22 protein-coding genes are annotated in these 24,586 nt (G+C 44.3%); 12 read left to right on the top strand and 10 right to left on the bottom strand.

Annotated features, from left to right (window positions below):
- Positions 1 to 173: 173 nt before the first annotated feature.
- Positions 174 to 515 (bottom strand): YggL family protein, encoded by a 342-nt coding sequence (locus AB6E54_RS13320; protein WP_017062629.1) that lies wholly within the window; start codon positions 513 to 515, stop codon positions 174 to 176.
- Between the two features lie 254 nt (positions 516 to 769).
- Here AB6E54_RS13320 and AB6E54_RS13315 point away from each other — a divergent pair, with 254 nt between their 5' ends.
- Positions 770 to 2,797 carry a PhoX family phosphatase gene (locus tag AB6E54_RS13315; protein WP_102428558.1) on the top strand — a complete coding sequence of 676 codons (2,028 nt, stop codon included), beginning with the start codon at positions 770 to 772 and terminating at the stop codon, positions 2,795 to 2,797.
- 256 nt (positions 2,798 to 3,053) lie between these two features.
- Here AB6E54_RS13315 and AB6E54_RS13310 read toward each other — a convergent pair whose 3' ends face one another.
- The 3 genes from AB6E54_RS13310 to AB6E54_RS13300 form a co-directional block, all read right to left on the bottom strand.
- Positions 3,054 to 3,674, bottom strand: a complete 621-nt coding sequence (locus AB6E54_RS13310; RefSeq protein ID WP_017064486.1) for a LysE family translocator — start codon at positions 3,672 to 3,674, stop codon at positions 3,054 to 3,056.
- Between the two features lie 164 nt (positions 3,675 to 3,838).
- Entirely contained in the window at positions 3,839 to 5,125 is a 1,287-nt protein-coding gene (locus tag AB6E54_RS13305; protein WP_372106094.1) for a DEAD/DEAH box helicase, read from the bottom strand.
- Between the two features lie 182 nt (positions 5,126 to 5,307).
- A complete protein-coding gene (locus AB6E54_RS13300) occupies positions 5,308 to 6,291 on the bottom strand; it encodes a GTP-binding protein (RefSeq protein ID WP_102333495.1) in 984 nt (327 codons plus the stop codon).
- A 551-nt stretch (positions 6,292 to 6,842) separates the two neighbouring features.
- Between AB6E54_RS13300 and clcA the strand changes: the two genes are divergently transcribed.
- Positions 6,843 to 8,249, top strand: coding sequence for a H(+)/Cl(-) exchange transporter ClcA (clcA, locus tag AB6E54_RS13295; protein ID WP_102333494.1), 1,407 nt, complete (start codon positions 6,843 to 6,845; stop codon positions 8,247 to 8,249).
- A gap of 206 nt (positions 8,250 to 8,455) precedes the next feature.
- On the top strand, positions 8,456 to 9,436 hold the full coding sequence (locus AB6E54_RS13290; RefSeq protein WP_104216296.1) for a TDT family transporter: 981 nt from the start codon (positions 8,456 to 8,458) through the stop codon (positions 9,434 to 9,436).
- A 158-nt stretch (positions 9,437 to 9,594) separates the two neighbouring features.
- Here AB6E54_RS13290 and hmpA read toward each other — a convergent pair whose 3' ends face one another.
- Complete coding sequence (hmpA, locus tag AB6E54_RS13285; RefSeq protein ID WP_017062636.1) at positions 9,595 to 10,791, bottom strand: NO-inducible flavohemoprotein; 1,197 nt, start codon at positions 10,789 to 10,791, stop codon at positions 9,595 to 9,597.
- 366 nt (positions 10,792 to 11,157) lie between these two features.
- On the opposite strand from hmpA, the gene norR reads away from it, so the two are divergent.
- On the top strand, positions 11,158 to 12,750 hold the full coding sequence (gene norR / locus AB6E54_RS13280; protein WP_017062637.1) for a nitric oxide reductase transcriptional regulator NorR: 1,593 nt from the start codon (positions 11,158 to 11,160) through the stop codon (positions 12,748 to 12,750).
- Between the two features lie 89 nt (positions 12,751 to 12,839).
- Positions 12,840 to 13,199, top strand: coding sequence for a glutaredoxin (locus AB6E54_RS13275; protein WP_017062638.1), 360 nt, complete (start codon positions 12,840 to 12,842; stop codon positions 13,197 to 13,199).
- 109 nt (positions 13,200 to 13,308) lie between these two features.
- Here AB6E54_RS13275 and AB6E54_RS13270 read toward each other — a convergent pair whose 3' ends face one another.
- Positions 13,309 to 13,944, bottom strand: coding sequence for an OmpA family protein (locus AB6E54_RS13270; protein ID WP_102333492.1), 636 nt, complete (start codon positions 13,942 to 13,944; stop codon positions 13,309 to 13,311).
- Between the two features lie 258 nt (positions 13,945 to 14,202).
- On the opposite strand from AB6E54_RS13270, the gene AB6E54_RS13265 reads away from it, so the two are divergent.
- The 6 genes from AB6E54_RS13265 (at position 14,203) to AB6E54_RS13240 (ending at position 19,824) form a co-directional block, all read left to right on the top strand.
- Complete coding sequence (locus AB6E54_RS13265; RefSeq protein ID WP_017062641.1) at positions 14,203 to 14,829, top strand: thioredoxin domain-containing protein; 627 nt, start codon at positions 14,203 to 14,205, stop codon at positions 14,827 to 14,829.
- Between the two features lie 76 nt (positions 14,830 to 14,905).
- A complete protein-coding gene (locus tag AB6E54_RS13260; protein WP_372106092.1) occupies positions 14,906 to 15,379 on the top strand; it encodes an FKBP-type peptidyl-prolyl cis-trans isomerase in 474 nt (157 codons plus the stop codon).
- Positions 15,380 to 15,575: 196 nt separating this feature from the next.
- On the top strand, positions 15,576 to 16,166 hold the full coding sequence (locus AB6E54_RS13255) for a TetR/AcrR family transcriptional regulator (protein WP_017062643.1): 591 nt from the start codon (positions 15,576 to 15,578) through the stop codon (positions 16,164 to 16,166).
- A gap of 143 nt (positions 16,167 to 16,309) precedes the next feature.
- Entirely contained in the window at positions 16,310 to 17,341 is a 1,032-nt protein-coding gene (locus tag AB6E54_RS13250) for an NADP-dependent oxidoreductase (RefSeq protein ID WP_017062644.1), read from the top strand.
- A 35-nt stretch (positions 17,342 to 17,376) separates the two neighbouring features.
- Positions 17,377 to 17,997: a glutathione S-transferase family protein gene (locus AB6E54_RS13245; protein ID WP_017064479.1), complete on the top strand. Its 621-nt coding sequence runs from the start codon at positions 17,377 to 17,379 to the stop codon at positions 17,995 to 17,997.
- Between the two features lie 150 nt (positions 17,998 to 18,147).
- Entirely contained in the window at positions 18,148 to 19,824 is a 1,677-nt protein-coding gene (locus tag AB6E54_RS13240) for an RluA family pseudouridine synthase (protein ID WP_102333491.1), read from the top strand.
- Between the two features lie 166 nt (positions 19,825 to 19,990).
- On the opposite strand, the gene AB6E54_RS13235 is transcribed toward AB6E54_RS13240, so the two are convergent.
- The 3 genes from AB6E54_RS13235 to AB6E54_RS13225 form a co-directional block, all read right to left on the bottom strand.
- Entirely contained in the window at positions 19,991 to 20,284 is a 294-nt protein-coding gene (locus AB6E54_RS13235) for a YkgJ family cysteine cluster protein (RefSeq protein WP_080582263.1), read from the bottom strand.
- A gap of 175 nt (positions 20,285 to 20,459) precedes the next feature.
- Complete coding sequence (locus tag AB6E54_RS13230) at positions 20,460 to 21,644, bottom strand: D-alanyl-D-alanine carboxypeptidase family protein (protein WP_017064476.1); 1,185 nt, start codon at positions 21,642 to 21,644, stop codon at positions 20,460 to 20,462.
- Positions 21,645 to 21,822: 178 nt separating this feature from the next.
- Positions 21,823 to 22,410 (bottom strand): DUF4136 domain-containing protein, encoded by a 588-nt coding sequence (locus AB6E54_RS13225; RefSeq protein WP_017064475.1) that lies wholly within the window; start codon positions 22,408 to 22,410, stop codon positions 21,823 to 21,825.
- Between the two features lie 268 nt (positions 22,411 to 22,678).
- Here AB6E54_RS13225 and AB6E54_RS13220 point away from each other — a divergent pair, with 268 nt between their 5' ends.
- Positions 22,679 to 22,933, top strand: coding sequence for a YgjV family protein (locus AB6E54_RS13220; protein WP_065583918.1), 255 nt, complete (start codon positions 22,679 to 22,681; stop codon positions 22,931 to 22,933).
- A 135-nt stretch (positions 22,934 to 23,068) separates the two neighbouring features.
- Here AB6E54_RS13220 and AB6E54_RS13215 read toward each other — a convergent pair whose 3' ends face one another.
- Positions 23,069 to 24,532 carry a sensor domain-containing diguanylate cyclase gene (locus AB6E54_RS13215; RefSeq protein WP_102333489.1) on the bottom strand — a complete coding sequence of 488 codons (1,464 nt, stop codon included), beginning with the start codon at positions 24,530 to 24,532 and terminating at the stop codon, positions 23,069 to 23,071.
- Between the last annotated feature and the right edge of the window lie 54 nt (positions 24,533 to 24,586).

The following is a 24,586-nucleotide window of genomic DNA, read 5'->3' as shown; positions in this document are numbered from 1 at the left end:
TTTATCATTTACGTCAGAAGGGATAGAAAAGAAGATAAAGAATAGAAATGGAACGAATAAAACGCAAAAAGGCCGAATCGATTTAACGATTCGGCCTTTATTCTAGCGTACTGTTGTTACTCTTTCCTAAGCCGTATTTGGCCTTTCAATCGAGCTAACAACACAACATCAAATTAGAACGCGTAGTTTGCGTCAATCAGTTCGCTAACTTCCACTTTGCTTACTTCAGCACGAGCTTCAAGCCATTGAGCAACTTGCAGTTGTTCTGCTTCTGTTACTGAACGGTAGCGCTCAATTGAGCATAAGAAACCTTCAAACAGCTCAAGGCCGCCGCCACCAAAGCACAGACCGATGCTGTCGATGAAATCAATGAACTCATCAATGAACACATCGTATTGATCAAAATCAGTAATCGATGTCTTGCAGCTTACTTCAAAACCCAGAATCGCGAATTCACCTAGGTATAGCTTTTTGCGTAGGCGACGATTTTTGTTTTCGATTTTATCTAATTTCATAACTGCCTCTCTTTTCGTTTGATAAAGCATTTATACACAGTTCCACATCAATCCCCAAGAGTTTTGTATTACACAAGGGTGTTAATGGCAAAAATCGTGCTACAGAAACAAAACCTTAATCAAATCTATAAAAATCTGTCACTTAACTGCTTCACGATTAGTCACACATTGACCCAACTTATTAACCAATTAGTTAGTAGGTGGGTACTTCATGAATAACGAATAATAAAATCAGCCAATAGGAAGCAGTAAAGATGAGCAAGGAAACATTTGATAGCACTCGTTTTAATAAGAGCAAAAACAAACCCTTCGAAGAAGTTTTAGATGCGAACCTTTCAAGAAGAAATGTTCTCAAAGGCGGTTTAGGCATCAGTGCAATGACGGCGTTTGGTGCTTTTGGTTTAGCAGGCCACAGCACAGCGCACGCGGCGACAGCATCATCTAGCGCACCGCAAAAAAGCACTGCTACACTTGCATTCGAATCGGTTAAAGGCTCACTGACAGACAGTGTCGTTGTGCCAAAAGGCTATACAGCACAAGTATTGGTTCCTTGGGGTACTCCACTTAACAAGCAAGGCAATGCTTGGTTAAAAGATGGAACCAACAACGCACAAGATCAAGCAAACTCACTGGGCATGCACCACGACGGCATGCACTTCTTCCCGCTTAATGGCAACAGCAACGACGGTTTGTTGGTGATTAATCACGAATACATCGACCAAAAAGCACTGCACGCTAATGGTCCTACATACGATGAAGGCAACCGCCCTAGCCTTGATGAAGTACGTAAAGAGATCAACGCACACGGCGTGAGTGTGGTTCGTGTAAAACTTGAAGGCAACCAATGGGTGATGGTCGATAACGATCCTCTGAACCGCCGCTACACAGGCGCGACCGTAATGGATCTGTCTGGTCCTGTTGCACACAGTGAATTTACCAAAACCAAGTTCTCACAAGACGGCAGCCAAGCTCGTGGCACGTTGAACAACTGTGGTAATGGCTACACACCATGGGGCACTTACCTAACGTGTGAAGAAAACTGGCCGGGTTATTTCGTTAACAAAGGCGAGACAACACCAGCGCAAGAACGTATTGGTATCGCTACTGACAAAACACGTTACGGTTGGGACACGCTTTCAGGTAACAAACAAGAACGCCTAGACGAATTTGCTCGCTTTGACGTAACACCAACAGGTGAGTCAGCAATGGACGATTACCGTAACGAAGCACACGGTCACGGCTACATTGTTGAAATAGACCCATACACAGCAAACTCTCGCGCTAAGAAACGTTCTGCACTGGGTTGTTTCCGTCACGAAGGCTGTACGTTTGGTAAGTTGACCGAAGGCGAGCCAATCGTATTCTACTCTGGTCACGATTCTCGCTTTGAATACCTATACAAATTTGTTTCTGAAGAGAAATGGGACCCGCGTGACGCAGAACCGAGTAATCGCCTAAGTGCGGGTGACAAGTACATGGATAAAGGCACGCTGTATGTGGCTAAGTTCAACGATGACGGTTCAGGTACGTGGCTACCACTAACGTTGGGCAGCAAGACTACAAACGGCGGCAAGCTAGGTGATTCATTTGACTCTCAAGCAGCGCTTATCATCAATACAGCGGGCGCTGCCGACCTTGTTGGTGCAACGCCAATGGATCGCCCTGAATGGTGCTCTGTTGACCCAATGACGGGTACGGCTTACCTAACGCTGACTAATAACAACAAGCGTAAAGAAGCGAACTCTGCGAACCCTCGCGTAGACAACAAGTTCGGTCATGTTATCCGTTGGGATGAAGGCAAAACGGCAGGCGAGTTCGATTGGGATATCTTCGTATTTGGTTCACCAGCAGTGGAAGACAAGTCTATTAACCGCTCTGGTCTAACAGACATGAACCAGTTCGCGAGCCCTGACGGCTTAGCGTTTGATGCTCGTGGCATCTTGTGGATTCAGACAGATAACGGCGCAGACGAAGTAACTGGCTACACCAATGACCAAATGCTGGCAGTGGTTCCATCTCAGTTAACGGATGACAACGGCAACAGTGCGGTGATTGATGCAAACAACCAAGCACAGCTTAAACGCTTCTTTGTGGGTCCAAACGGTTGTGAAGTGACTGGCTTTACCATCAGCCCAGATTTCAAGTCACTGTTTGTGAACATTCAACACCCGGCAAACTGGCCATCGTCTGAAGATGCAACCGCACAAACTCAAGGCAAAGTCCGCCCAAGAGCATCTACGGTTGTGATTCGTCGAGAAGACGGCGGTGAAATCGCGGTTTAAATATACAACGCAGGCTAAGATCAGAAACATTTCTGTTATCTAGTCTCTGTTCGCTAGCTAAGTAAAATCAAAAAGAGCGATAAGGCCAAATGCCCTATCGCTCTTTTTATATTCTATGCATTCTTCGGTTTAAGTAAGAATCCGAATTTTCAAAACTCACCGTAATCCTAAGTCGTCATCATCCCACGTACGCGTCACCCTCGAGAAGGAGGAACGACTGAGTCGGGGATCTCTGCTCGTTGTAGGCTAACCAGAATTAGCTCACGAACAACCAAACACCAACGCCCATCATCAACGTACCTGCAATGCGGTTCATCAACTTAACATTGTCGGCTTTGCCCAGCATATGCTTTAAGCTCTTTCCGCCTGTCGCGTATAAGGTCATGCAAACAAACTCAGAAACCAGAATGATTGACACGAGAATGAACAACTGCGGTGCTAAGTCTTTATTGCTGTTAATAAAAGGAGGCAGCAAAGAAATCATAAACGCCCAGCCTTTTGGGTTCGCAATTGCAGTGACAAAACCTTGAACCACCAAGTCCCAATCATTGCTGACTTTTGTTGTTTGGTTGTCAGTACTGATCGCCAGTTTGCCTCTCGAACGCCACATCTGAACGCCTAAATAAAACAGGTAACCCGCACCAACAAATTTAAAGCCCGTAAATAGCCATGGGTAATTCAACATGATCGAAGCGATACCCAATACCGCGGCAATAGAAACCACAGCGACACCAGCCAGTTCACCGATCATCATCCATAATGTACGCTTGTATCCAACACTCATTCCAAGTGTCAACGCCAAAGTCATACACATACCGGGCGTGATTGACACGAAGAAAAACGTGGGAATAAAAGCCCAAAGTAGTGCGCTATCCATATTATTACCTTATCGACTTGTTTTTATTTATTAGTTCTTGTTTCTTGATCGGGCTTGAAATGAAGCGAGGTTGAAACGAAGCAGTAATGACAATAAACAATATTGCGATCAATACAAACAAAAAGAGCCACATAACAGTGGCTCTTTTCAATCACCAACCGTAATTACTTACGACGGTTTTTAATTCGCTTCATCATAGTCAAACGACGTTCAGCGCTTGCTTGATCTTGTGGCTCTTCGTTCGCGTTGTTCTTACGACCCTGACGGTTTTTGTAAGCCGATTTAGTGTTCAGCTTCTCGATGTAAGCATCACGTTTCTTCGGTTCATAACCCGGTTGTTCAACACGACGAATGCGCTGTTGAATCAGTTTTTCAACTTGAACGACAGTCAGCTCTTCTTCGCGGTTAACGAAAGAGACAGCGTGACCTTGCTTACCTGCACGACCTGTACGGCCAATACGGTGAACATAGTCTTCTGCTAGGAAAGGCATGTCGTAGTTAATTACGTGTGGTAAGTCTTCGATATCAAGACCACGAGCTGCAACGTCGGTTGCTACCATCACACGTGCTCTACCTTCTTTGAAATCATCCAAAGCACGACGACGAGCACTTTGCGCTTTATCACCGTGACAAAGTACCGCTTTAATACCGTCAAGCTTAAGCTCTTTAACTACATCATTCGCTGTTTCTTTATAGTTCACGAACACAAGCACTTGGCGCCAGTTTTTACGGCCAATAAGCTCAGAAAGCAGTTCAGTTTTACGTTCTTGATCCACTGGGTAAACCACGTGACCAACAGTAGCAGCCGTAGAGTTTTCGCGCTCAACACTAATACGTTTTGGTTTACGCAGAATATCAACAGACAGTTGGTTTAACTGAGTAGAAGTCGTTGCAGAGAACATCATGATTTGCGGTGATGTTTCTACATCCAACATGATCTTACGAACGGCATTGATAAAGCCCATATCAAGGATACGGTCAGCTTCATCAAATACTAGGAATTCTAGGTTAGCAATAGACACGTTACCCGCTTCTAAGTGCTCTTCTAAACGGCCAGGGGTTGCAACCAAAATATCCACACCCAGTTCTAGTTGACGAACTTGTGAAGACATCTTGTTACCACCGTAAACCGCAGAAACGCTTAGATCCGTGTATTTAACGTAGTCTTTAATGTTTTGAGCGATCTGCGCAGCAAGCTCACGAGTTGGAGCAAGAATAAGGCCGCGAGCCGTTCCTCTAGACGCTTTTTTACCGCTGTTCAAAAGGTGTTGAATAACAGGCAATGAAAATGCCGCTGTTTTACCCGTGCCGGTTTGAGCAGTAGCAAAAATATCATGGCCTTTACGAGCCATTGGAATCGCTTTTTGTTGAATTGGAGTGAGTTTTTCATAACCACACTCAGTCAACGCTTTGACTAATTCAGGAGCAAAACCTTGAGAGGAAAATGACATTGTTACGGGTTCCTTAAGCAGACAGCCTACATTCTTATTTCAGCCGAGCACTATAAAGTAATTAGAGTGATTTATCTCACATTTATCGTGATATAACGCAAACTTTCTCATTTAATCTGGTGTTTATCCCGCCTTCAACGAAGTAAACACCAAGATCCTTGGTTCAAACAGCAAAAACTGGGCTATTTGATGCCACACAGCTTGAGTAGAATCTGCTCTAGATCGCCCCATGGCATGAGCTGCGAGTCGATCACTTCCAATCGAGATTCAAAGCCATCCAGTGTAATTTCGTTCACAGACACGACTTGATTCGCCACATTGAATGCGTAGCAACCTTGGTCGGTGTTCACGACGGCTTTTACACGCTCGGCCGTTAGATCCGACAACATAGAGAATAGCGCATCGAAGTCGAACTTATGCTCTGCGCCAAACAACCAACCACAACTGAAATAGCCCTGTCCTTTATTCTCTTTACGGATGAAAGCTTCACCAGGAGGAAGTTGGAATTGAGGCTCTTGTTCAGCGTGATCGTGATGATGCGCTTCAATATGAGAGGAAGCACTGCCGTATACTCTTTCAATGTCTAACACTTCCAATGGCACTTCACCATCGTGAATTAGCTTATGGAAGACTTTTGCTGGCGTTTGATCCGTCACCCAATCATTGAACACATCGATGTCTTCAGAATGAACAAGGTCAACCTTAGTACCAAGAATCACATCTGCACTATTTAGTTGATCATTAAAACTCTGATTCGAGGTGTACTTTTCATTAGACAGATTTCGTGGGTCAACCAAACCAAGCGTCGCTTTTAAATCGACATATGGTGTGTACTGATCGGAAGTCAGTGTCGCTATAACCTGTTTAGGGTGACCAAGCCCTGTCGGCTCAATCAATAAACGGTCTGGCTTTTGGCGAAGTAAGGCATTAATACCCACTGACATAGGCACGCCCGCAGTACAGCACATGCATCCACCCGGCACTTCTTTAATCAAAGCGCCTTGATCTGTCATTAATGCACCGTCAATACCGATTTCCCCGAACTCATTAACCAGAACAGCCCAGTTTTCATTCTCAGGTTTATTTTTTAGCAGGTTCAAGATGGCTGTCGTTTTACCAACACCCAAGAAACCCGTAATGATGTTCGTAGGAACTTTTTTAGTCATATCAGTTCTCCTTTTTAAGGGAGTATATACTCAATCACCAAAAAGTTGACCCCAATCGATTGTTTACACTGAGATTCGTTAATAGAGGTTGGCGCGAAAATAATCAGAAGAGATAAACAGTAGAGGCAGAATGTGGAAATGGGATGCTCCAGACGAACTAAAGGCGTACTTACTCAGTACGCCTCACCCTCGTTACTCAATCGTGAGTTCGCGAATCAGGAAGCCTTAAATATCGACCTGAACATTTAACGAGGAACTAAAACTTTGTTTCTGAATCCATCCAAATTGTGTGTAAAACCTCACTTCTCCTTGCGGTTCGTTATGTTGCTTTACGATTTAACTATGGTTCATTTTTGGGGATATTCAAGCCGCCGCCAGAGAATCGATCAAAACTGTGACGGTGATTCCACTATTGAGCATATATTCTATTTATGTAACACGTACATTCCATAAATGAAATTCAACTTTTCAACTTTGTTGCTATAGGATATGCAGAGGAAGCGTATAATTTAATGCAACCCCGCCTTAACTCATTCAGGAAACTTATCTTTATGATCAGAAGAGAGAAAATTAAGCAATCCTTATTAGCCAAAATGCCAAGGGATGCTATTAATCAATTTCTCTCAAGAGATAAGACACCCGCTTCCGTTCTCTTTCTTTCTTGTATTGTAGGTGTACTTGCTGGCGTAGTGGGTACCTATTTCGAAGTCGCGGTTCATTTCATCACAGAAACTCGTACCGATTGGCTTAAAGATGAAATCGGTAGCTATTTACCCCTTTGGTTGGCCGCTTTCCTTATTAGTGCTGCATTTGCCTTTATTGGTTACTTCCTCGTTCACCGCTTTGCTCCAGAGGCTGCCGGTTCAGGTATCCCTGAAATCGAAGGTGCAATGGACGGCATGCGCCCTGTTCGATGGTGGAGAGTATTACCCGTAAAATTCTTTGGCGGCATGGGCGCGTTAGGCTCTGGTATGGTTTTAGGCCGTGAAGGGCCAACCGTTCAAATGGGCGGCAGTATCGGTCGTATGGTCACTGATATCTTTCGAGTCAAAGACGATGACACTCGCCACTCACTGTTGGCTTCAGGTGCCGCTGGTGGCTTAGCCGCCGCATTTAACGCACCACTGGCAGGAATCATGTTTGTGGTTGAGGAGATGAGACCACAGTTTCGCTACTCACTCATATCAATCAAAGCTGTCATCATCTCAGCAGTTTCAGCCAACATTGTATTTCGTTCTATCAATGGCCAATCTGCCGTTATCACAATGCCTCAGTACCAGCCGCCTGAACTCGACGCACTTTGGTTATTCTTATTATTAGGTGTGTTGTTCGGCCTGTTTGGTGTGATTTTCAATAAACTGATTACGCTTTCCCAAGACCTGTTTGTGGCGATCCACAAGAATGACCGTAAACGCTACTTGATGACAGGCACCCTACTTGGCGGTTGCTTTGGCTTGTTGCTCCTTTATATACCTGAATTAACTGGTGGTGGTATTGGTATCATCCCGAACATCACGAATGGCAGCTACAGCGCCAATGTGTTGTTGTTGATTTTCTTAGGCCGAGTCCTCACTACCCTGCTTTGTTTCGGCTCTGGTGCGCCAGGCGGTATCTTTGCACCAATGCTTGCGCTAGGAACACTCTTTGGTTATGCGTTCGGGCTTATCGCAGCGGCATTCTTTCCCGAACTGAATATTGAACCGGGTATGTTTGCAATTGCTGGCATGGGAGCATTATTTGCCGCCACCGTGCGAGCGCCTATCACTGGCATACTGTTGGTTATCGAAATGACCAATAACTACTACCTGATCCTGCCGTTGATCATCACCTGCTTAGGTGCGGTAATCATTGCTCAAATGTTAGGTGGGCAGCCAATTTACAGTCAACTGCTTAACCGTACGCTGAAAAACGAAAAACTAAGACAACAAGATCTCCCTCAACAAGAGGAAGTACGTTAATTACAAATGACTCATGAAACAAAAGCACACATTCAACGTGCTTAATCTCCCGATTCCGTATCAAAATCAAAAAAGCAAACGTTAAACTTGGTATCATCCACTCAAAATTAGTTGAGTGCCCTCAAAATCTATTGATGGAAGACCTACACACTCTAACTAAGGCAAATAGTCCAATATTCTGTAATTAACTAAGTCGGAGCAAGTCGTTGAACTGGAGAAGATTAACCCAAGTAAAAAATGTGCCGCCATCTCAGGCGTCTTTAGCACTTGGCGTTATTGGGTTAGGACAAGCTTGGGCGTTATATATCCCGGGCATTGGTGAGATAATTCGTCCCTACCTCGCTGCATTCGGCGCGCTATTATTGCTGCCTGTTTTACTGCGCTATTTAACGAGCTTTAATACCTTCCTTAATGATATTCGCCACCCGTTAAGCGGAAGCTTGATGGCACCAATGAGCATGGCTTTACTGATTCTGTGCGACTATTTAGCCGAGATATCGCCAGCTATCGCCTACCCAGTTTGGTTCTGCGCGCTATTGCTGCACTTTACCATGATGGTGTTGTTCTTCAGTTTTCAGATCATCAACTTCAAAATGTCGAACATTGTACCGAGTTGGTTTCTGTATCCGGTCGGTTTGATCAGCAGTTCCTTAGCTGGCACACAGTTCGGGCACACCGTATTTTCAGAAACACTTGCGGTCACTTGTATTGGTATCTATTTCCTTATGTTGCCAGTGGTGTTGTACCGCTTGGTGTTCGAAGGCAATCTTCCTCGCCGAGCAAGACCAACACTCGCTATCATGGCAGCTCCGGTTAACTTATCTTTAGCCGCTTACTTGGTTAACTTCGACAACCCAGACCCGATTCTAACAGGTGCATTGGCGGGCATTGCCATCACCATGACTTTGTTGATTTACTTGTGTTACATCCGCCTGATGCGTTTGAAGTTCCAACCTTCGATTGCTGCCGTCACCTTCCCATCTGTGATCAGCGCTATTGCCATGCATCGTCTAACTACATTTTTCGGCGCGGAATACCCACAATGGTATTGGCTACACAAGTTTGGTTTCTTTGAGCTAACCATCGCCACCATTCTAGTGATTTGGGTTGCCGGTGGTTACGTAAAAATGTACTGGCCTGAGTTTTTCGATTCCGACTACATGTCCAAGAAGATGAAACGTTCTTAGATAGAAGCGAAAAGATCTTAGCTGAACCATCGTGTTCTGCAGTAGTCGATGATGTCAGACAAAACCAACCAAACCCAAAAAGGCCTCACACTGTGAGGCCTTTGAATAGGCAAGGTATTAATAGTTCAGGCGAGTGTTACTAGAAATGCCGAGACCTATTAGAAGTTAGCGTGAGGGCCGAATACTTCGTAGTGAACGCGTGAACGGTCAACTTTCATTGCATCTAGCTGCTCTACGATATTCTTCATGAAACCAACAGGACCACAGATGTAGAAATCGCTCTCTTCAAAGCCTTTAGTATCAGAGATAGACGCTAGATCCATTTGACCTTGATGCGTGTTTTCACATGCAGATTCATCTTTGTTCATGTACCACGTTTTCGCTTCCCAACCTTTGTCGGCAACAATATCTTTAACACGAGTCGTGAAAGAGTGTTGGCCTACGTTCTCACAAGCGTGAAGGTAAAGTACTGGCTCGTTTTTATCTTCCGTGTTTAGGAACTCAAGCATAGACTGCATTGGCGTTACACCAACACCTGCAGAGATAAGTGTTACTGGCTTGCTGCGCTCTTGATACATGAAGTCACCCGCTGGTGCGTATAGGCTAACCTCATCACCAACAGCAACCGTATCGTGTAGGTGGTTAGATACAACGCCTTGTGTCTCTTGGCCTTGTCCTTCACGTTTAACAGAAATACGGTATTGCTTGCCGTTTGGCTTATCAGACAGTGAGTATTGACGAATCTCGCTGTATTGAGAGCCTTCTGGTTTCACTTCGATACCGATGTATTGACCTGGTGTGTAATCCAGAACTTCACCGCCGTCTTTTGGCTGAAGGATAAAGCTTGTTACTAGCGCTGACTCTTCGATTTTGTCTGCAATCACAAACGCACGCGCTGCTTCCCAACCACCAACAGCTTGCTTACGCTGTAGGTAAAGTTCAGCTTCACGATCGATGAATACTTGCGCCAAGAATAGGTAAGCGGCTGTCCATGCTTCTTCCACTTCTGGAGTAAAGGCGTCAGCAGCTAGTTCACGTAATGTCTCAATCAGGTGCAAACCAACAATTTGGTAGTGCTCTGGTTGAATGTTAAAGCTTGTGTGTTTCTGAGCAATACGTTCAACGGCAGTTGTTAACGCTGCTAGATTTTCAATGTTCTTTGCATATGCCGCGATAGCTTCAAACAGTGCTACGCCTTGGCGACCTGTTCTTTGGTGAGTCATATTGAAGATATCTTTCAACTCAGGGTTATGCGTGAACATACGTTGATAAAAATGCTGAGTTAAAGCTGGGCCTGCGCTCTCAAGTAGAGGAATAGTAGATTTGATGATTTCGATATGTGCATTGTTAAGCATGAATTTACTCCGAACACTGAGCCTTATGACCTATATGTCATTTTGACTACTAAAAATTAAGAATGACTTATCGATTTTCTGAAACCTTAGTTATTTTTAGAAACTGAGTTATTTTGACTCGTTTTCATTTCAAAAAATCGCGAAACCTGATTAATGCAACCTGATTGATTGAGATCAAGAATAGTCTGTTTAATCAGCGCTATAATTGGGCTTCTCTGTATCTTATGCACAATCAGTGCCAACTTTATCAATCCCCGTCATTACTGGTTTTCTTCTCAAAACTCATCTTATAAAAATGTCAAAAAGACCTTTTTTTTAAGTCAATAAGACTCTATTATGTAGATAAACACACAGTTAGAGTTTTTTATGCAAGATATCTCCGCATCTACCCTCATGGAAATGACCATTGGCCTCGCAAGTGGTGTCAACGATCAAGATCGTTTCAATCGCCTGATCGATGCCATTCGCAAAACCATAACGTGTGATTGTGTCGCGCTTTTAAGCCTTCAAGGCGACACGCTAGTACCTATCGCAATGCAAGGGCTCAGCCGAGATACATTCGGTCGTCGCTTTATCATTTCAGAACACCCACGATTTGAAGAGATCTGCGCGTCTCGCTCTCCTGTTCGTTTCGATGCTGACAGCTCCCTACCCGATCCTTTCGATGGTTTGCTTATTGACCATGATGGCGATTTACCAATGCATGCTTGTATGGGCTTGCCTTTGCTATTTGGCGACAAGTTATTGGGCATTCTGACTCTAGATAGCTTGAAACCTGATGTCTTCGCGAATATTCCGGCGCGGAACCTTGAAGTACTGGCAGCTATTGCAGCCTCAACCATGCAGATGGCACTGACCTTCTCGCAACTTGAGCATCAAGCAAAACAGTCAAAGCAATTACTCGAAGAATTGAACGTAGAAGCGTGGGAACGTGACGGCGGTGAGTTGATTGGTAACAGTGACACCATGGTCGCGCTTAAGAACGACATCGCTGTTGTAGCTCCATCTGAGTTTAATATCTTGATTCATGGTGACACCGGGGTTGGTAAAGAGCTTGTGGCTCGCACCCTGCACCACCAATCTCAACGTAAACGTAACCCACTCGTCTACGTAAACTGTGCTGCAATTTCTGAAAACTTAGTAGAGAGTGAACTGTTTGGTCACGTTCGTGGCGCGTTCACTGGCGCAGACAAAAACCGCTTAGGTAAATTTGCTTTAGCCGATGGTGGCACACTGTTCCTTGATGAGATTGGTGAATTGCCTTTGGCCGCTCAAAGTAAGCTCCTACGTGCGCTGCAAAACAACGAAATCCAACCGGTTGGCCAAGACAACATTCAAACCATTGATGTGCGAGTATTGGCAGCGACAAACCGAGATCTAAAACAAGAAGTTGAAGACGGTCGATTCAGAGCCGATTTGTACCACCGATTGAGTGTGTATCCTATCGCGGTGCCAGCACTGAAAGATCGTGGTGACGACATCAGCCTATTAGCGGGTTTCTTCTTAGAACAAGCGCGTCGTAAGCTTGGTATCAACCAAGTTAAGTTCCGCTCCGACGTTCTTTCTTTCCTAAACCGTTATGGTTGGCCGGGTAACGTGCGTGAACTTGAGCATGTGATCAGTCGTTCCGCATTGAAAGCGTTAGCGCGCAGCACCAATAAAAACCTGGTGACAATCACCAAGGAAGATTGTGGTCCTCTAGACCAAGATCAGCCAATTGCGACGACTCAGGTGAAAAACACACCATTATCGACACCAACGATCGACCTTTCTGCAGGGCTACGTGGTGCAACGGACGATTTTCAACGCAGTATCATTACTGAGGTGTTGGAAGATGCCAACTTTAACTGGGCACAAGCAGGGCGAGTTCTGAAAACAGACCGAGCAAATCTGACTCGACTGTCTAAGCGTTTAGGGCTAAATGTGGCTAAGTCTCATACGATCGAACGGACAAAATAGATATTAGCGGTTTGTTGCGAGCATCTGACAAAACTTGTGTATATAATGCTGCAAATTGTAACGCTAATTTTAAATATGTAGAGAGAGTTATGAAGTTTATCCGTTGGTTCTTAGGTCGTGTCATCTTGTTATTGAATTTTGTTTTCAGCCCACGTGGTGTGAAGCGTTCTCAAGAAGAACAAAGCAAAGTAAATGAGCAAGCAAAAACGCACACGTTATACCAATTCGAAGCGTGCCCATTTTGTGTGAAGGTGCGCCGCGCGATGAAACGTCAGTCGGTTCAATTTGAACTTCGTGATGCAAAAAACAACGAGCAACACCGTGCTGAGCTTGAAGCTGGCGGCGGTCGTGTGAAAGTGCCTTGTCTACGTATCGAAAAAGACGGTAAAACTGAGTGGATGTACGAATCTTCAGATATCGTGACTTACTTAGAAAAGCAGTTTGCATAAGCAATAAAGCAACAAAAGTCAGATACAAAAAATCCCTCGAATGTGAGGGATTTTTTATGTCTGTTATTTGGCGTTAATCGCTTCAAATTGGGAGCGAAAACTCAAACGACTACTTCGCTACAATCAGCATCAATTCCACACGGCGGTTACACGCCTTGCCTTGCGCAGAAGCGTTCGTACAAGCTGGAACATACTCACCGAAGCCACGAGTATAAATAGAACGACTCGACACATAGTTACTCTCTAATCGAGCCTTCACTTCTTTTGCTCGTTGATCTGAAAGCGGATCATTGATTCGATCTGTGCCCGTGTTATCGGTGTGCCCTTCAATCACCACATCAATATCTTGGCGCTGAGCAAGGTAGCTGCCTAGCGTATCTAGCCATTGATTATAAGCTGGCTCAGGGAATGCTGAACCTGTTTTAAAGTTCACGTGCTGCTCAAGCTTTACCATCACATGGTTGCCCGGCAACACTTCAAAATCGATACGGTTTTGTCTTAAAAAGACTTCCAGTGGATCGTTAGTCGAAACGCCACGTCCGTAGTTGGTCGTGATGGTTCTGTGTTGATGAGTGCTGCTCTGAATCGAGTAGCCACGATTACTTGCTACATGAGTCGTTTGAACCACACCCCATTCAGGATGCATCAAGTCGTAATCGGTTTGTGGTGCAGTCTCTAGCATGTCACCGCCAAGTAAGTCAGTTGGTGACGTGGCTTCACACCCAGCCAAAGCTATGCTTAACATTATCGCTAAATATCTCATTACTTCACCAACCACTCATGCAGATAAACCATTCACTAATGTCTATATCGGCACCGAGGGAAAAACTTTAGACGAAAAGAAAGCAGAACCCAAAAAAGTGCTGTTGATCACAGTTAACCGTCTACTAGCTTGTCTTCAGCCGCTAGTTCGAACTGTTTGCATTTATTTACCTTATAATTGTTTTCCAATTCGTACTAAATAGTTAGAATCTCACGACTTCTCAACGCTAGAGCAAACATTATGTTTAAACCATTTACTAAATTCATCACAGCACTCGCTGCCGTACTCATTATCGCGGGTTGTAGTGAAACAGACGAGCCACAAAAAGGCGTTCAATACGAAGCGCTTCCTACTGCTCTAACAGAATTTAACTTGTCTCCGATCACTGAAATCTTCTCTCTTAACTGTGGTCACTGCCGTCAAATGGAAAGTGCCATTCCAGAGATTGAATCTCTAACAGACCAAACTATTGGCAAGATGCACGTGACGTTCAACGAAAGCGCTCAAATCAGCGCAATGATCTACTACACAGCAGTGATGCAGCTTGATGCGACGCCTGACCACGCATTCATGGACGACCTATTTGGTGCCGTTCAAATGGGTGCAGATGCAACACCTGAGCAGCGTCAACAAGCACTAGAGACAGCGTTTACTTCTCGTGGTTTGGTTAGCCCATACCAGCTGAATAAAGAACAGCAAGTCGCTCTTTTCGACTACGTTAAGCAAGCAGAAGAGATCTCAGTAAAAGGTCAGATCAACTCAGTACCAACCTTTATCATCAACGGTAAATACCAAGTACTAACAGCAGGTCACCAAGACGTTGCTGGCATTGCAAAAACGATCAACTACCTTTTGACTCAACCATAATCACGGCTTTAGTCAACTGATTAACACATTTTGTATTAACTACGAAATTCAGCACTCAATATAAATAGGTTTTACTATGTCTAAATTTGTCATCCCGGTCATTGTCTTTCTTTTGGCGGGTTTCATGATTTACCGTACTTGGACGAATCATAAGTCTGGCGGAGAAAACTTCGAACAAGGCCAACAATTTCTAATTGAAAACGGCACTAAAGAAGGCGTGATTACGACTGAAAGCGGTCTTCAATACCTTATTCTTGAAGAAGGTACAGGCACAGAGCACCCAACTAAGAACAGCAAAGTAACGGTTCACTACCACGGTACGCTAATCGACGGCACTGTTTTCGACAGCTCTGTTGAGCGCGGCGAGCCAATCTCATTTGCTCTTAAGCAAGTAATTAAAGGCTGGCAAGAAGGTTTGACTTACATGGTTGAAGGCCAAAAAGTTCGTCTATTTATTCCAAGCACTCTAGCTTACGGTAAAGGCGGTTCAGGCCCTATCCCACCATCATCGACTCTGATTTTTGATGTAGAACTCATCTCTATCAAATAATCGAAGTTACTGATTTAAGCCCCAACATACGCGCTATGTCGGGGCTTTTTTATATCTGAACATTTGAAGCCTCTTTAGATATTGAGCTATTTAGCTATTTAGCTATTTAGCTATTTAGCTACTGTAACAACGACCAAATATACCCTCGAAAACCGACCACTAGACGACTGGTCTAATTTAACTTATAGTACCGCCCATGAACGAAAAAACGAATGACACACGCCTGCATGTTTTAGATGTTGGCTACCAATTAATAGTGAACAACGGCTTTAACGGCGTTGGCTTATCGCAATTGCTTAAAGAAGCGGACGTGCCGAAAGGGTCGTTTTACCACTACTTTAAATCGAAAGAGCAATTTGGCGAGGCTCTGATCCAGCACTATTTTGAGACCTACATCAGCAGAGTTGAAACTATTTTGGTTCATGGTGAAGGCAACCATTACCAGAGAATTGTCAGTTATTTCACTCGATGGTCACAGATTGAAAACGGCACCTGCAATGCTCATAAATGCTTGGTCGTTAAACTCAGCGCGGAAGTTTCTGATCTTTCTGATCCTATGCGCCAAGCGCTATTAAAGGGTGCAGAAAAAGTGACGAATACCATCGAACAGTGCATTGTCGGCGGTATTGAAGATGGCTCCATAAAGGTTGAAGAGAGCCAAGAAGCAGCTCAGAACCTATACTCAATGTGGTTAGGCGCCAGCTTATTGAGCAAGCTGAGCCAAAGCTCACATAGCTTACAGTCAGCTTTGAGCCTTACCGAACGAATTTTAAAAGGTGAAAGCTAATAACGCGCAGCGCGCTTTATTGGCTTTAACTTAAAAAAATCACCCGCCCTCTTATCAATTTGATGACGGCGGGATTTTTAGACAACAAGACTAGACGACTGGTCTAATTCTAAATGTATAAAATACACAATTAAGGACATCCAATGACTCAACAAGACAATCGCCGAATCGTATTGGCTTCTCGCCCAGTTGGCGCACCGACTCAAGACAACTTCCGTTTAGAGACAATAGCTGCGCCAAGCATCAAAGACGGCGAGATGTTACTTCGCTCAGTTTACCTTTCTCTAGACCCATACATGCGTGGTCGTATGAGCGATGCTAAATCCTACGCAGATCCCGTTGCGATTGATGAAGTGATGGTAGGCGCAACCGTATGTCAGGTTGAAGAATCAAACCACGCTGATTACGAAATTGGCGAGTGGGTACTGGCTTACACAGGTTGGCAAGATCTTGGTGTGTCTAACGGTGAAGGCCTTATCAAACTAGGTAAAGAACCAACGCACCCTTCTTACGCGCTTGGCATCATGGGTATGCCTGGTTTTACTGCTTACATGGGCTTGCTTGATATCGGCCAACCTAAAGAAGGCGACACGCTAGTCGTTGCAGCAGCAACAGGTGCTGTAGGCGCAACCGTTGGACAAATCGGCAAACTAAAAGGCTGTCGTGTTATCGGCGTTGCAGGCGGTCAAGAGAAGTGTCAGTACGCGAAAGAGATTCTTGGCTTTGATGAATGCATCGACCACAAAGCTGACGACTTCGCGGAGCAATTGGCTAAAGCGTGTGACAACGGCATCGACGTTTACTTTGAAAACGTTGGCGGCAAGGTATTCGATGCAGTAATGCCTCTGCTTAACACAGGTGCTCGTATTCCTGTGTGTGGCCTTATCTCTCAATACAATGCGACTTCACTGCCTGAAGGACCAGATCGTATGTCTAGCCTGATGGGTATGCTGCTTGTTAAAAGAATTAAGATGCAAGGTTTCATCATCTTTGATGACTACGCACACCGTTACAACGAATTTGCTGTTCAAATGACAGAATGGTTGTCTCAAGGCAAGATGCACTATCGTGAGCACCTGGTTGAAGGTCTAGAAAATGCGCCACAAGCATTCATGGGCCTATTGGAAGGTCAGAACTTCGGTAAGCTTGTTATCAAAACGAACGAAGCTAAATAAATTCAATAAACTGAACCCGTTAACTAGGTAGAATCATGATTACTTTGCATCACCTGAATAAGTCGCGCTCAAAGCGCATCATCTGGCTATTGGAAGAGCTTGGGGTAGATTACCAAATCAAACCCTACCAACGAGACAGTGTCACTTTTCTTGCACCACCAGAACTCAAATCCATTCACCCATTGGGTAAATCTCCTGTCATTGAAGACGATGGCGTCGTGATCACTGAGTCTGGTGCTATCACGGAATACCTAATCGACAAATACGGTCAGGGTAAGTTCGCACCTACACGCGGCACCGCAAACTACGTTGAGTATTCGCAATGGCTTCACTTCGCTGAGAGTTCAGGTATTTTGCCAATGCTGCTTAAGATCTTTGTAATGAAGGACGGCTGCGAAACTAACTTCCTAGGCGGTTATGCAGACGATGAAAACCAAAAGATCTTAACTTACGTGAATAATGCACTTGAAGGTAAAACCTACTTGGTTGCAGACACACTAACAGGTGCAGATTTTATGATGTCGTTCATCGTAGAAATCGTTGGTAACTTTGGTGCAACTGCGCTTTACCCTAACATCGCTAAATACGGTGAACTTTTAAAGAGCCACCCTGCTTACCAAAAAGCTGAGCAAGTAGAGCTAGAACACTCGAACTGATCGAGTTTCACTCAAACACGTGCTTGCTAGAGTAAACACAAGAAACTAAATGAAGCCAAAGCCGATTTATCTTCTGCTTTGGCTTCTCATTTGTCTTCATTTCGACAACAATACCGAACTCTAACTGAACAGCCATAGAGTTTGATCTTAATGCCAACAAACGTCGCTCAATACACACCTCTGCACCTAGCAAACACGAATGTCGATTTAGCGCTACCGACTCGTTTTACGTTTCCGTATTACTATACCCCGCACCCTGTGTGTGAATTCGCTATGCTGCAGCTTCAGCAATCACTTGTCGACTGTGGTGTGAATGAAACCTCGCAAGGTAATCTCTACGCTGTGCTTCTTGTTCAGAATCCAACCACACAAGGGTTAGGTTACCTTTCTGCGTTTTCAGGCTTGCAGTTAGATCCGGCTTTGGTCTCTCAGTTAAACAACATTCACTTTGTTCCACCAGCCTTCGATTCAAAACAGTTTCAATCTCAAAACAGTGCGAACCTTGCTCGACAATTGCAGCTCTCGGACGACATTGAAAAGCTGCAACAGTCGCACAATCTAGACACATTATTGGCCGAGCTTGAAGGGTTAAAAATCGAATCAGCAAAAGCTATCGAAGCCTTTCAGTTAGCAATGGCCGCAAACAAAGCTCAGCGTAACGAACTCAGAGAACAAGCCAATCAAGAAAAAGCATTAGGGAATCTAGAGTCAGCGGCGAATTTGCTCAAACAACTGGGCAATCAAAGTAGCCAAGAGAAACGTGACCTAAAAGCACTTCGTATTGAGTGGAAACAGAAGATCGCAGAGCGCCAATCACAAATTGATTTGATTGAAAGCGAACTGAAAAACCGTAAGCAAGATCACCAAGCAGTTTCACAACAGTTGGAAACTCAACGCCTCTCTCACTATCGCTTTATCAATCAAGCCAAGCAATCTAAGAATTTACTCGAGTTGCTCGATGGTAAAGACGCGCTTGAAGGCTCTGGTGACTGCTGCCTACCAAAGCTGCTTAACTTCGCCTTTGAACACGGGTTCAAGCCGTTAGCTTTGTCTGAATTTTGGTGGGGATTACCGCCTACAGACATCATTCGACAACACGCAAACCTCTACCCTGTTTGTCAGAGTAAAAGCTTTGAGATCCTCGAACACCAGTTAAGTGGCATAGAGCTAGAAGATAACCCGCTTATCGTGAACCCTGCGGTTGGTAAGTCTTTTAATATTGTTTATGAAGACGATGAAATCGTAGTCGTCAATAAGCCAGAAGAGTTCTTGTCGGTTCCCGGTAAGTTCATCGAAGATTCAGTTTATACCCGCATAAAAGCGCGTTACCCGGATGCGACTGGTCCTTTGATTATCCATAGGTTGGATATGTCGACGTCAGGTTTGTTGATCTTGGCGCTCACGGCGGAATCAAACAAGCATATTCAGAAGCAGTTCATTAATAGAACCGTAGAGAAACGCTACACCGCTTTGTTAGATGGCGAGATAACGGGCGAATCTGGCAATATCAGCCTTCCTTTGCGCGGCGACATCACGGACAGACCAAGACAACTGGTTTGTCACCAACACGGCCGAAATGCAGAGACCCATTGGCAAGTGGTTAGCACTCACAATGGCAAAACCAAGGTTCACTTGTACCCTAAAACAGGGCGAACCCACCAGCTGCGAGTGCACTGTGCTCATCCATTAGGGCTTGCTGTACCTATTCGTGGTGACGACTTATACGGATACAAACGCGAGCGCTTACACCTGCACGCTGGCTACTTAAAGTTGATTCACCCGACAACCGGTGAATGGATGGAGTTTGAAGTGCCTTCCGAGTTCTAAACTCTAACTTATCGAGCTAAGACTCTTATCTCACTCAATATTTGATCTCATAAAACGCATCAAGGTTCTACAACTGCTTAAGGTATAGAACCCTGATATTTAATTTTAATGTGATTATCACAGTTCATTAGCGTACTTTAGTTACTGAGTTCAATACTGCAGACGCCTAGCCCATCACATCTTTGCGCTGGTCAACACATTCGAAAGAGCCCATTTCGAACTCGCGACAGATCCATGGTCGGTTTTCGTAGATAGTACACATCAGTGTTTCTCTATCTACCGCAGAACACCAGCCGTCGTCTAAGCGCTTCATGGTTTCACCGCCCCATTCATCATAAGCGATGTGCTCTTCAGGTACGCCCGTATCTGTGATGATCATAACCTCTAAACGACAACAGCATGCCTGACAATTTGCACAGGTTACTTCGGGTTCGGTTACGTTCTTTATATCTATCGTCATAAGTGACTACACTGCTAAATTTTGCGTATAGTAATCGAAACCGCCCGCTACGGCTAATAAAGATAGTGCGGCGCGGCGTTTTCATTGATGTAGAAATAACAAAGGGCGCTGTGATTCACTCACAACACCCATAATATTTCGACTTTTCAGCGCGGCTTATCGCCACAGGCTCTATTTAGAACAGGCTCGCGAAGAACAGCTTAACGTAGTCTATTAAACGTTTGAACAAACCGCCCTGTTCAACCGCTTCAAGCGCGATCAAAGGCTGAGTTTGAACATCTTCGCCATCAACGGTGTAATGAACCACACCTAGAGTTTGACCTTCTGCAATTGGCGCTTTCAGTTCAGAGTTAAGCTCGATAGATGCAGTCAGCTTTTTACTGTCTGACTTAGGCAACGTAATGAACGTGTCTTCTGCCACACCTAATTTCAATGTGTCTTGCTCACCAAACCATACCTTCTCTTCAGCCACTTGATCGCCGCCTTTATGCGGGTTTAGTGTATCGAAGAAACGGAAACCGTAGCTCAACAGCTGTTTGCTGTCTGATTCACGGCTCTTAACGCTTGATGCGCCCATCACAACCGCGATAAGTCTCATCTCACCTTGTGTCGCTGAACTCGCCAAACTGTAGCCAGCACCAGAGGTGTAGCCCGTTTTCATGCCATCAACGGTTAAGCTTCTATCACGCAACAAGCCATTACGGTTATGTTGAGTGATGCCGTTGTAACTGAAAGAGCGTTCGCTGTATAAGCCATACACATCCGGTAAATCACGAATAATGGCACGACCGAGTAACGCGATATCGTAAGGAGTCGAATAGAGGTCGTCTGCATCCAAACCATGTGCATTGGCAAAATGGGTGTTTTCTAGCTTCAGAGAGGTAGCCCAAGAGTTCATCAGGTCAACGAATGCATCTTGTGAGCCTGCAACATGCTCTGCAATCGCAACGCTAGCATCATTACCGGATTGAATAATCAAGCCACGATAAAGATCCATCATTGCTACATCGGTGTTTACTTCGATGAACATTTTTGAAGAGTCTGGGAAGTTCTTCGCCCACGCGTTCTCACTGATTCGTACCTGATCATCAGCAGAGATGTTGCCTCGCTTCATCTCTTGACCTGCCACATAACTGGTCATCAGTTTGGTCAAGCTTGCTGGGTTTAACTTCGTATGTGCGTTTTTTTCTACCAGCACATCACCAGAATTAAAATCAATTAACACATACCCTTTTGCGCCTAGGCTAGGTGGGCTTGGTACTATAGAAGGTGCTGCGATAGCTGCATTACTTACCATCGCGGCGTTACTTACAATGAATATACTTAATAGAGGGAGAGAGTATTTGGAAAACAGTTTCATTGAATCAAACCTAAGTTAACGTTTTGAGCAGTATAGACAAATGCTAGCAAAAGAAGCGCGAACTTTACGTTGCTTTACGTATTTGTACCATTCGTTACAAATAAAAAAGTATAATCTGCGATCTGACCATATTTTCCACAACTAATATTTACTCCACGAATGCATTCAACGCCTAATGCTATCGCTCAGGCATGCGTCTAAATAACATTTCAACAAAGCCAGTAATACGCTGTTTGCTCTCGCTTGGCTCTAAATCAGGTTGGATGCCAGACTGTGCTAATGCTTGCCATTGTACGACCTCTGAGTTAGGTACGAAAAACGCAATGTACAACGACCCTTTCTCCGCGACTTTACCTTCACCATCGTAAAATGGCACACCAGTAGATAGCTTAATCGCATCGAAGATAGACTCATCGTTCAGTTCCGATTCTTCCGCTAATCCAAAGCCTACAACAACATCACCGACACCATCCTGCTTTAACTGATAACCTTTACTTGAGAGCTGTTCTTGAATCGAATCACGCACTAAATCGGTTACCACGGTTTCATCGTATTTTTGAGAAAGGTAAACCTTTTCTGACTCAGGGTGCCAGGAGTACGTCATCACGCCGTGTTTCATGAAACCAAAGTCACCGCTAGTGACCACACCATAATTGTGTGTGGGTGGTATTTCTTGCGTAGAGCATGCGGTCAGCCCAATAGCCATCAAAGCCAATAGTGCTGCTTTTTTTATGCTTTTTGTTGCACAAATGGATCGTTTTATCATTCGAGGCTTCCTTACCTATATAAGAATAACTATCAATTCAACCTCCAACATAAATAGTAATTATGTTAATAGAAAGGTCATTAAACGTTTGCGTAATCGCTAACCTTCACCTCTGTCTGTTTTGGGGGTTTAATCACAAAAACAGAGTTGGTATAGTTCTCCCCGTTAAACAAAACCAGACCATTCGAGGCACGGAGCTTCCTCAATCATCTCATGAAGAGAAGAATTGGTACCGACAAAGTATCGGCAAATTTAAGAGGGTCAAACAATGGAATTCAATATGGTTGAAATTTTAGGTTACGCTGCGTCTATTATGGTCGCAATTTCATTAACAATGAAAGATATCGTTCGTCTGCGTGTCCTTAACTTTATTGGCTGTGCACTCTTCACAGCATACGGCATCATGATTGACGCATGGCCAGTTGCAGCCACCAACGGCTTTATAGCTTGTGTAAACATCTACTTCCTTGCAAAAATGCAAAAGGAAAAAAAAACGAAAGCGATGAAAGCAGCGAAAGCTTAAATTAACGATTAGCCTTTCAAATAATTCTGAAAAAGCCCAAATAGAGCGATCTATTTGGGCTTTTTTGTGTTTGTCGTTCTCAAGAGCTCGATTTGTGTGAACAAAACTTTTCAATTCAATGAGGCTTTCAACCGATCACATGTAAGCAACGTGATATTCGTTCTCTCGATACGCTTGAGTGTTGTTACGTCCACTCTCTTTTGCTTGATAAAGCGCTTTGTCGGCTTTATCGATAGCGGTTTCAATGTCAGTCAGTGCTTGAGCATGGCAACAACCAGCGCTGATTGTTACTGGCGACACTAAGCCTTGAAGTTGCTCAACACATAACCGTAACGCCTCTGATAATTCGAATAACTCATGTTCATCACAATCAAACGTCACCAAAATAAACTCTTCACCGCCATAGCGTGCAATCAAACGACGACGGTTAACAAATCTCTTCAGTGATTTTGCGACCTCACAGATAACCCTATCGCCTTGAGCATGACCATATTGATCGTTCACCCGCTTGAAATGGTCAATATCCAGCAAAATGACACCGACATTTGTTAGCGGATAAGGCGACCTTTGAGTAATTTTCAGTTTTAGCTGCTCGATAAAACTCCGTCGGCTAGGAAGGCCTGTGAGGTAATCGAGGCTCGCAACATCCAATATTTTGAGATGACGATGCCGCAGGTAAAGCACCAGAACAACAATGATACTCAGTAGACTAACAACCAACGTCATCAAACTTGCCAACAATAAGCTGTGGTTCTTGTTGAGCTCTTGTTCTAAGACACCAGCAGAAATAACCCAATTAAGATACGGATAAAACTTGTAGAAGATGTTTTTACTCGTCGTGCCATCTGCCGTAGAGATAGAGTAACTAAAGTGACCTTCAGGTTCATCGACGACTTTATCGATAAGCAACTCTGAAGAGTCATCAATCAAGGTTTTTAAGTGCTCGTGTTCAAAGTTAGGTTGAAGGACTAACGTGCCTTGTAAATCAACGATATATACATAGCCACTATCGCCATACGAGTACTTTCTCAATTTGTCTTTAAGTGCTTCGAGATCAACCAGGTACATCAGTTCATCTTTATAGGTGGTCGCCACCAATGTATTGCCACTCGGTAGCCTCACTGAATATGCGACCTTCGCACGCTTGCCAACTTCATGTGGATTGGCGTGCGAGTATTGGGTCATTCCAGACTGTAAGCTCAGTTGTTGTTGAATATGGGTTAAATGCGCGCGATTTTTCCCTTGTAAAAACGGGTGATATAGATGAATACCTTGTGGTGACATCAGGTAGATATAACCAGACTCTCCAATCACCAATTCGTTGGCAATTCGAATGACTTCTTCAACTTCTTGTTCTGGAGAGACACGCAGTGCGTGAGAGGCGACGGTATCAGTCACACCTTTTAGATAGGTTTTGATCGCTTCGTTGACTGTGGTGTCTACGATGTCGTAACTCGCGTTCACAATAGTACGAAAGAAGAATTGGTTGGAATCTAATAATGATTCTTTCGTCCGGTTGAATTGAACAGCAGAGAGGATCAGAGAAACTACGGCCAGCACAATTGAGAAACTAAGAATGTATTTACGTCTGACTTTCAAGATTACCCCGTAGATTTATAATTTCAGGTAACGCTGTGACTTCTCTTATATACA

Origin of the sequence: Vibrio sp. 10N.247.311.49 (assembly GCF_041467655.1) — a bacterium.
In the GTDB taxonomy this organism is placed as follows: Bacteria; Pseudomonadota; Gammaproteobacteria; order Enterobacterales; family Vibrionaceae; genus Vibrio; species Vibrio crassostreae_C.
The sequence above is the reverse complement of the archived record's forward strand: the minus strand, read 5'-3'. Positions and strand labels throughout refer to the sequence as shown.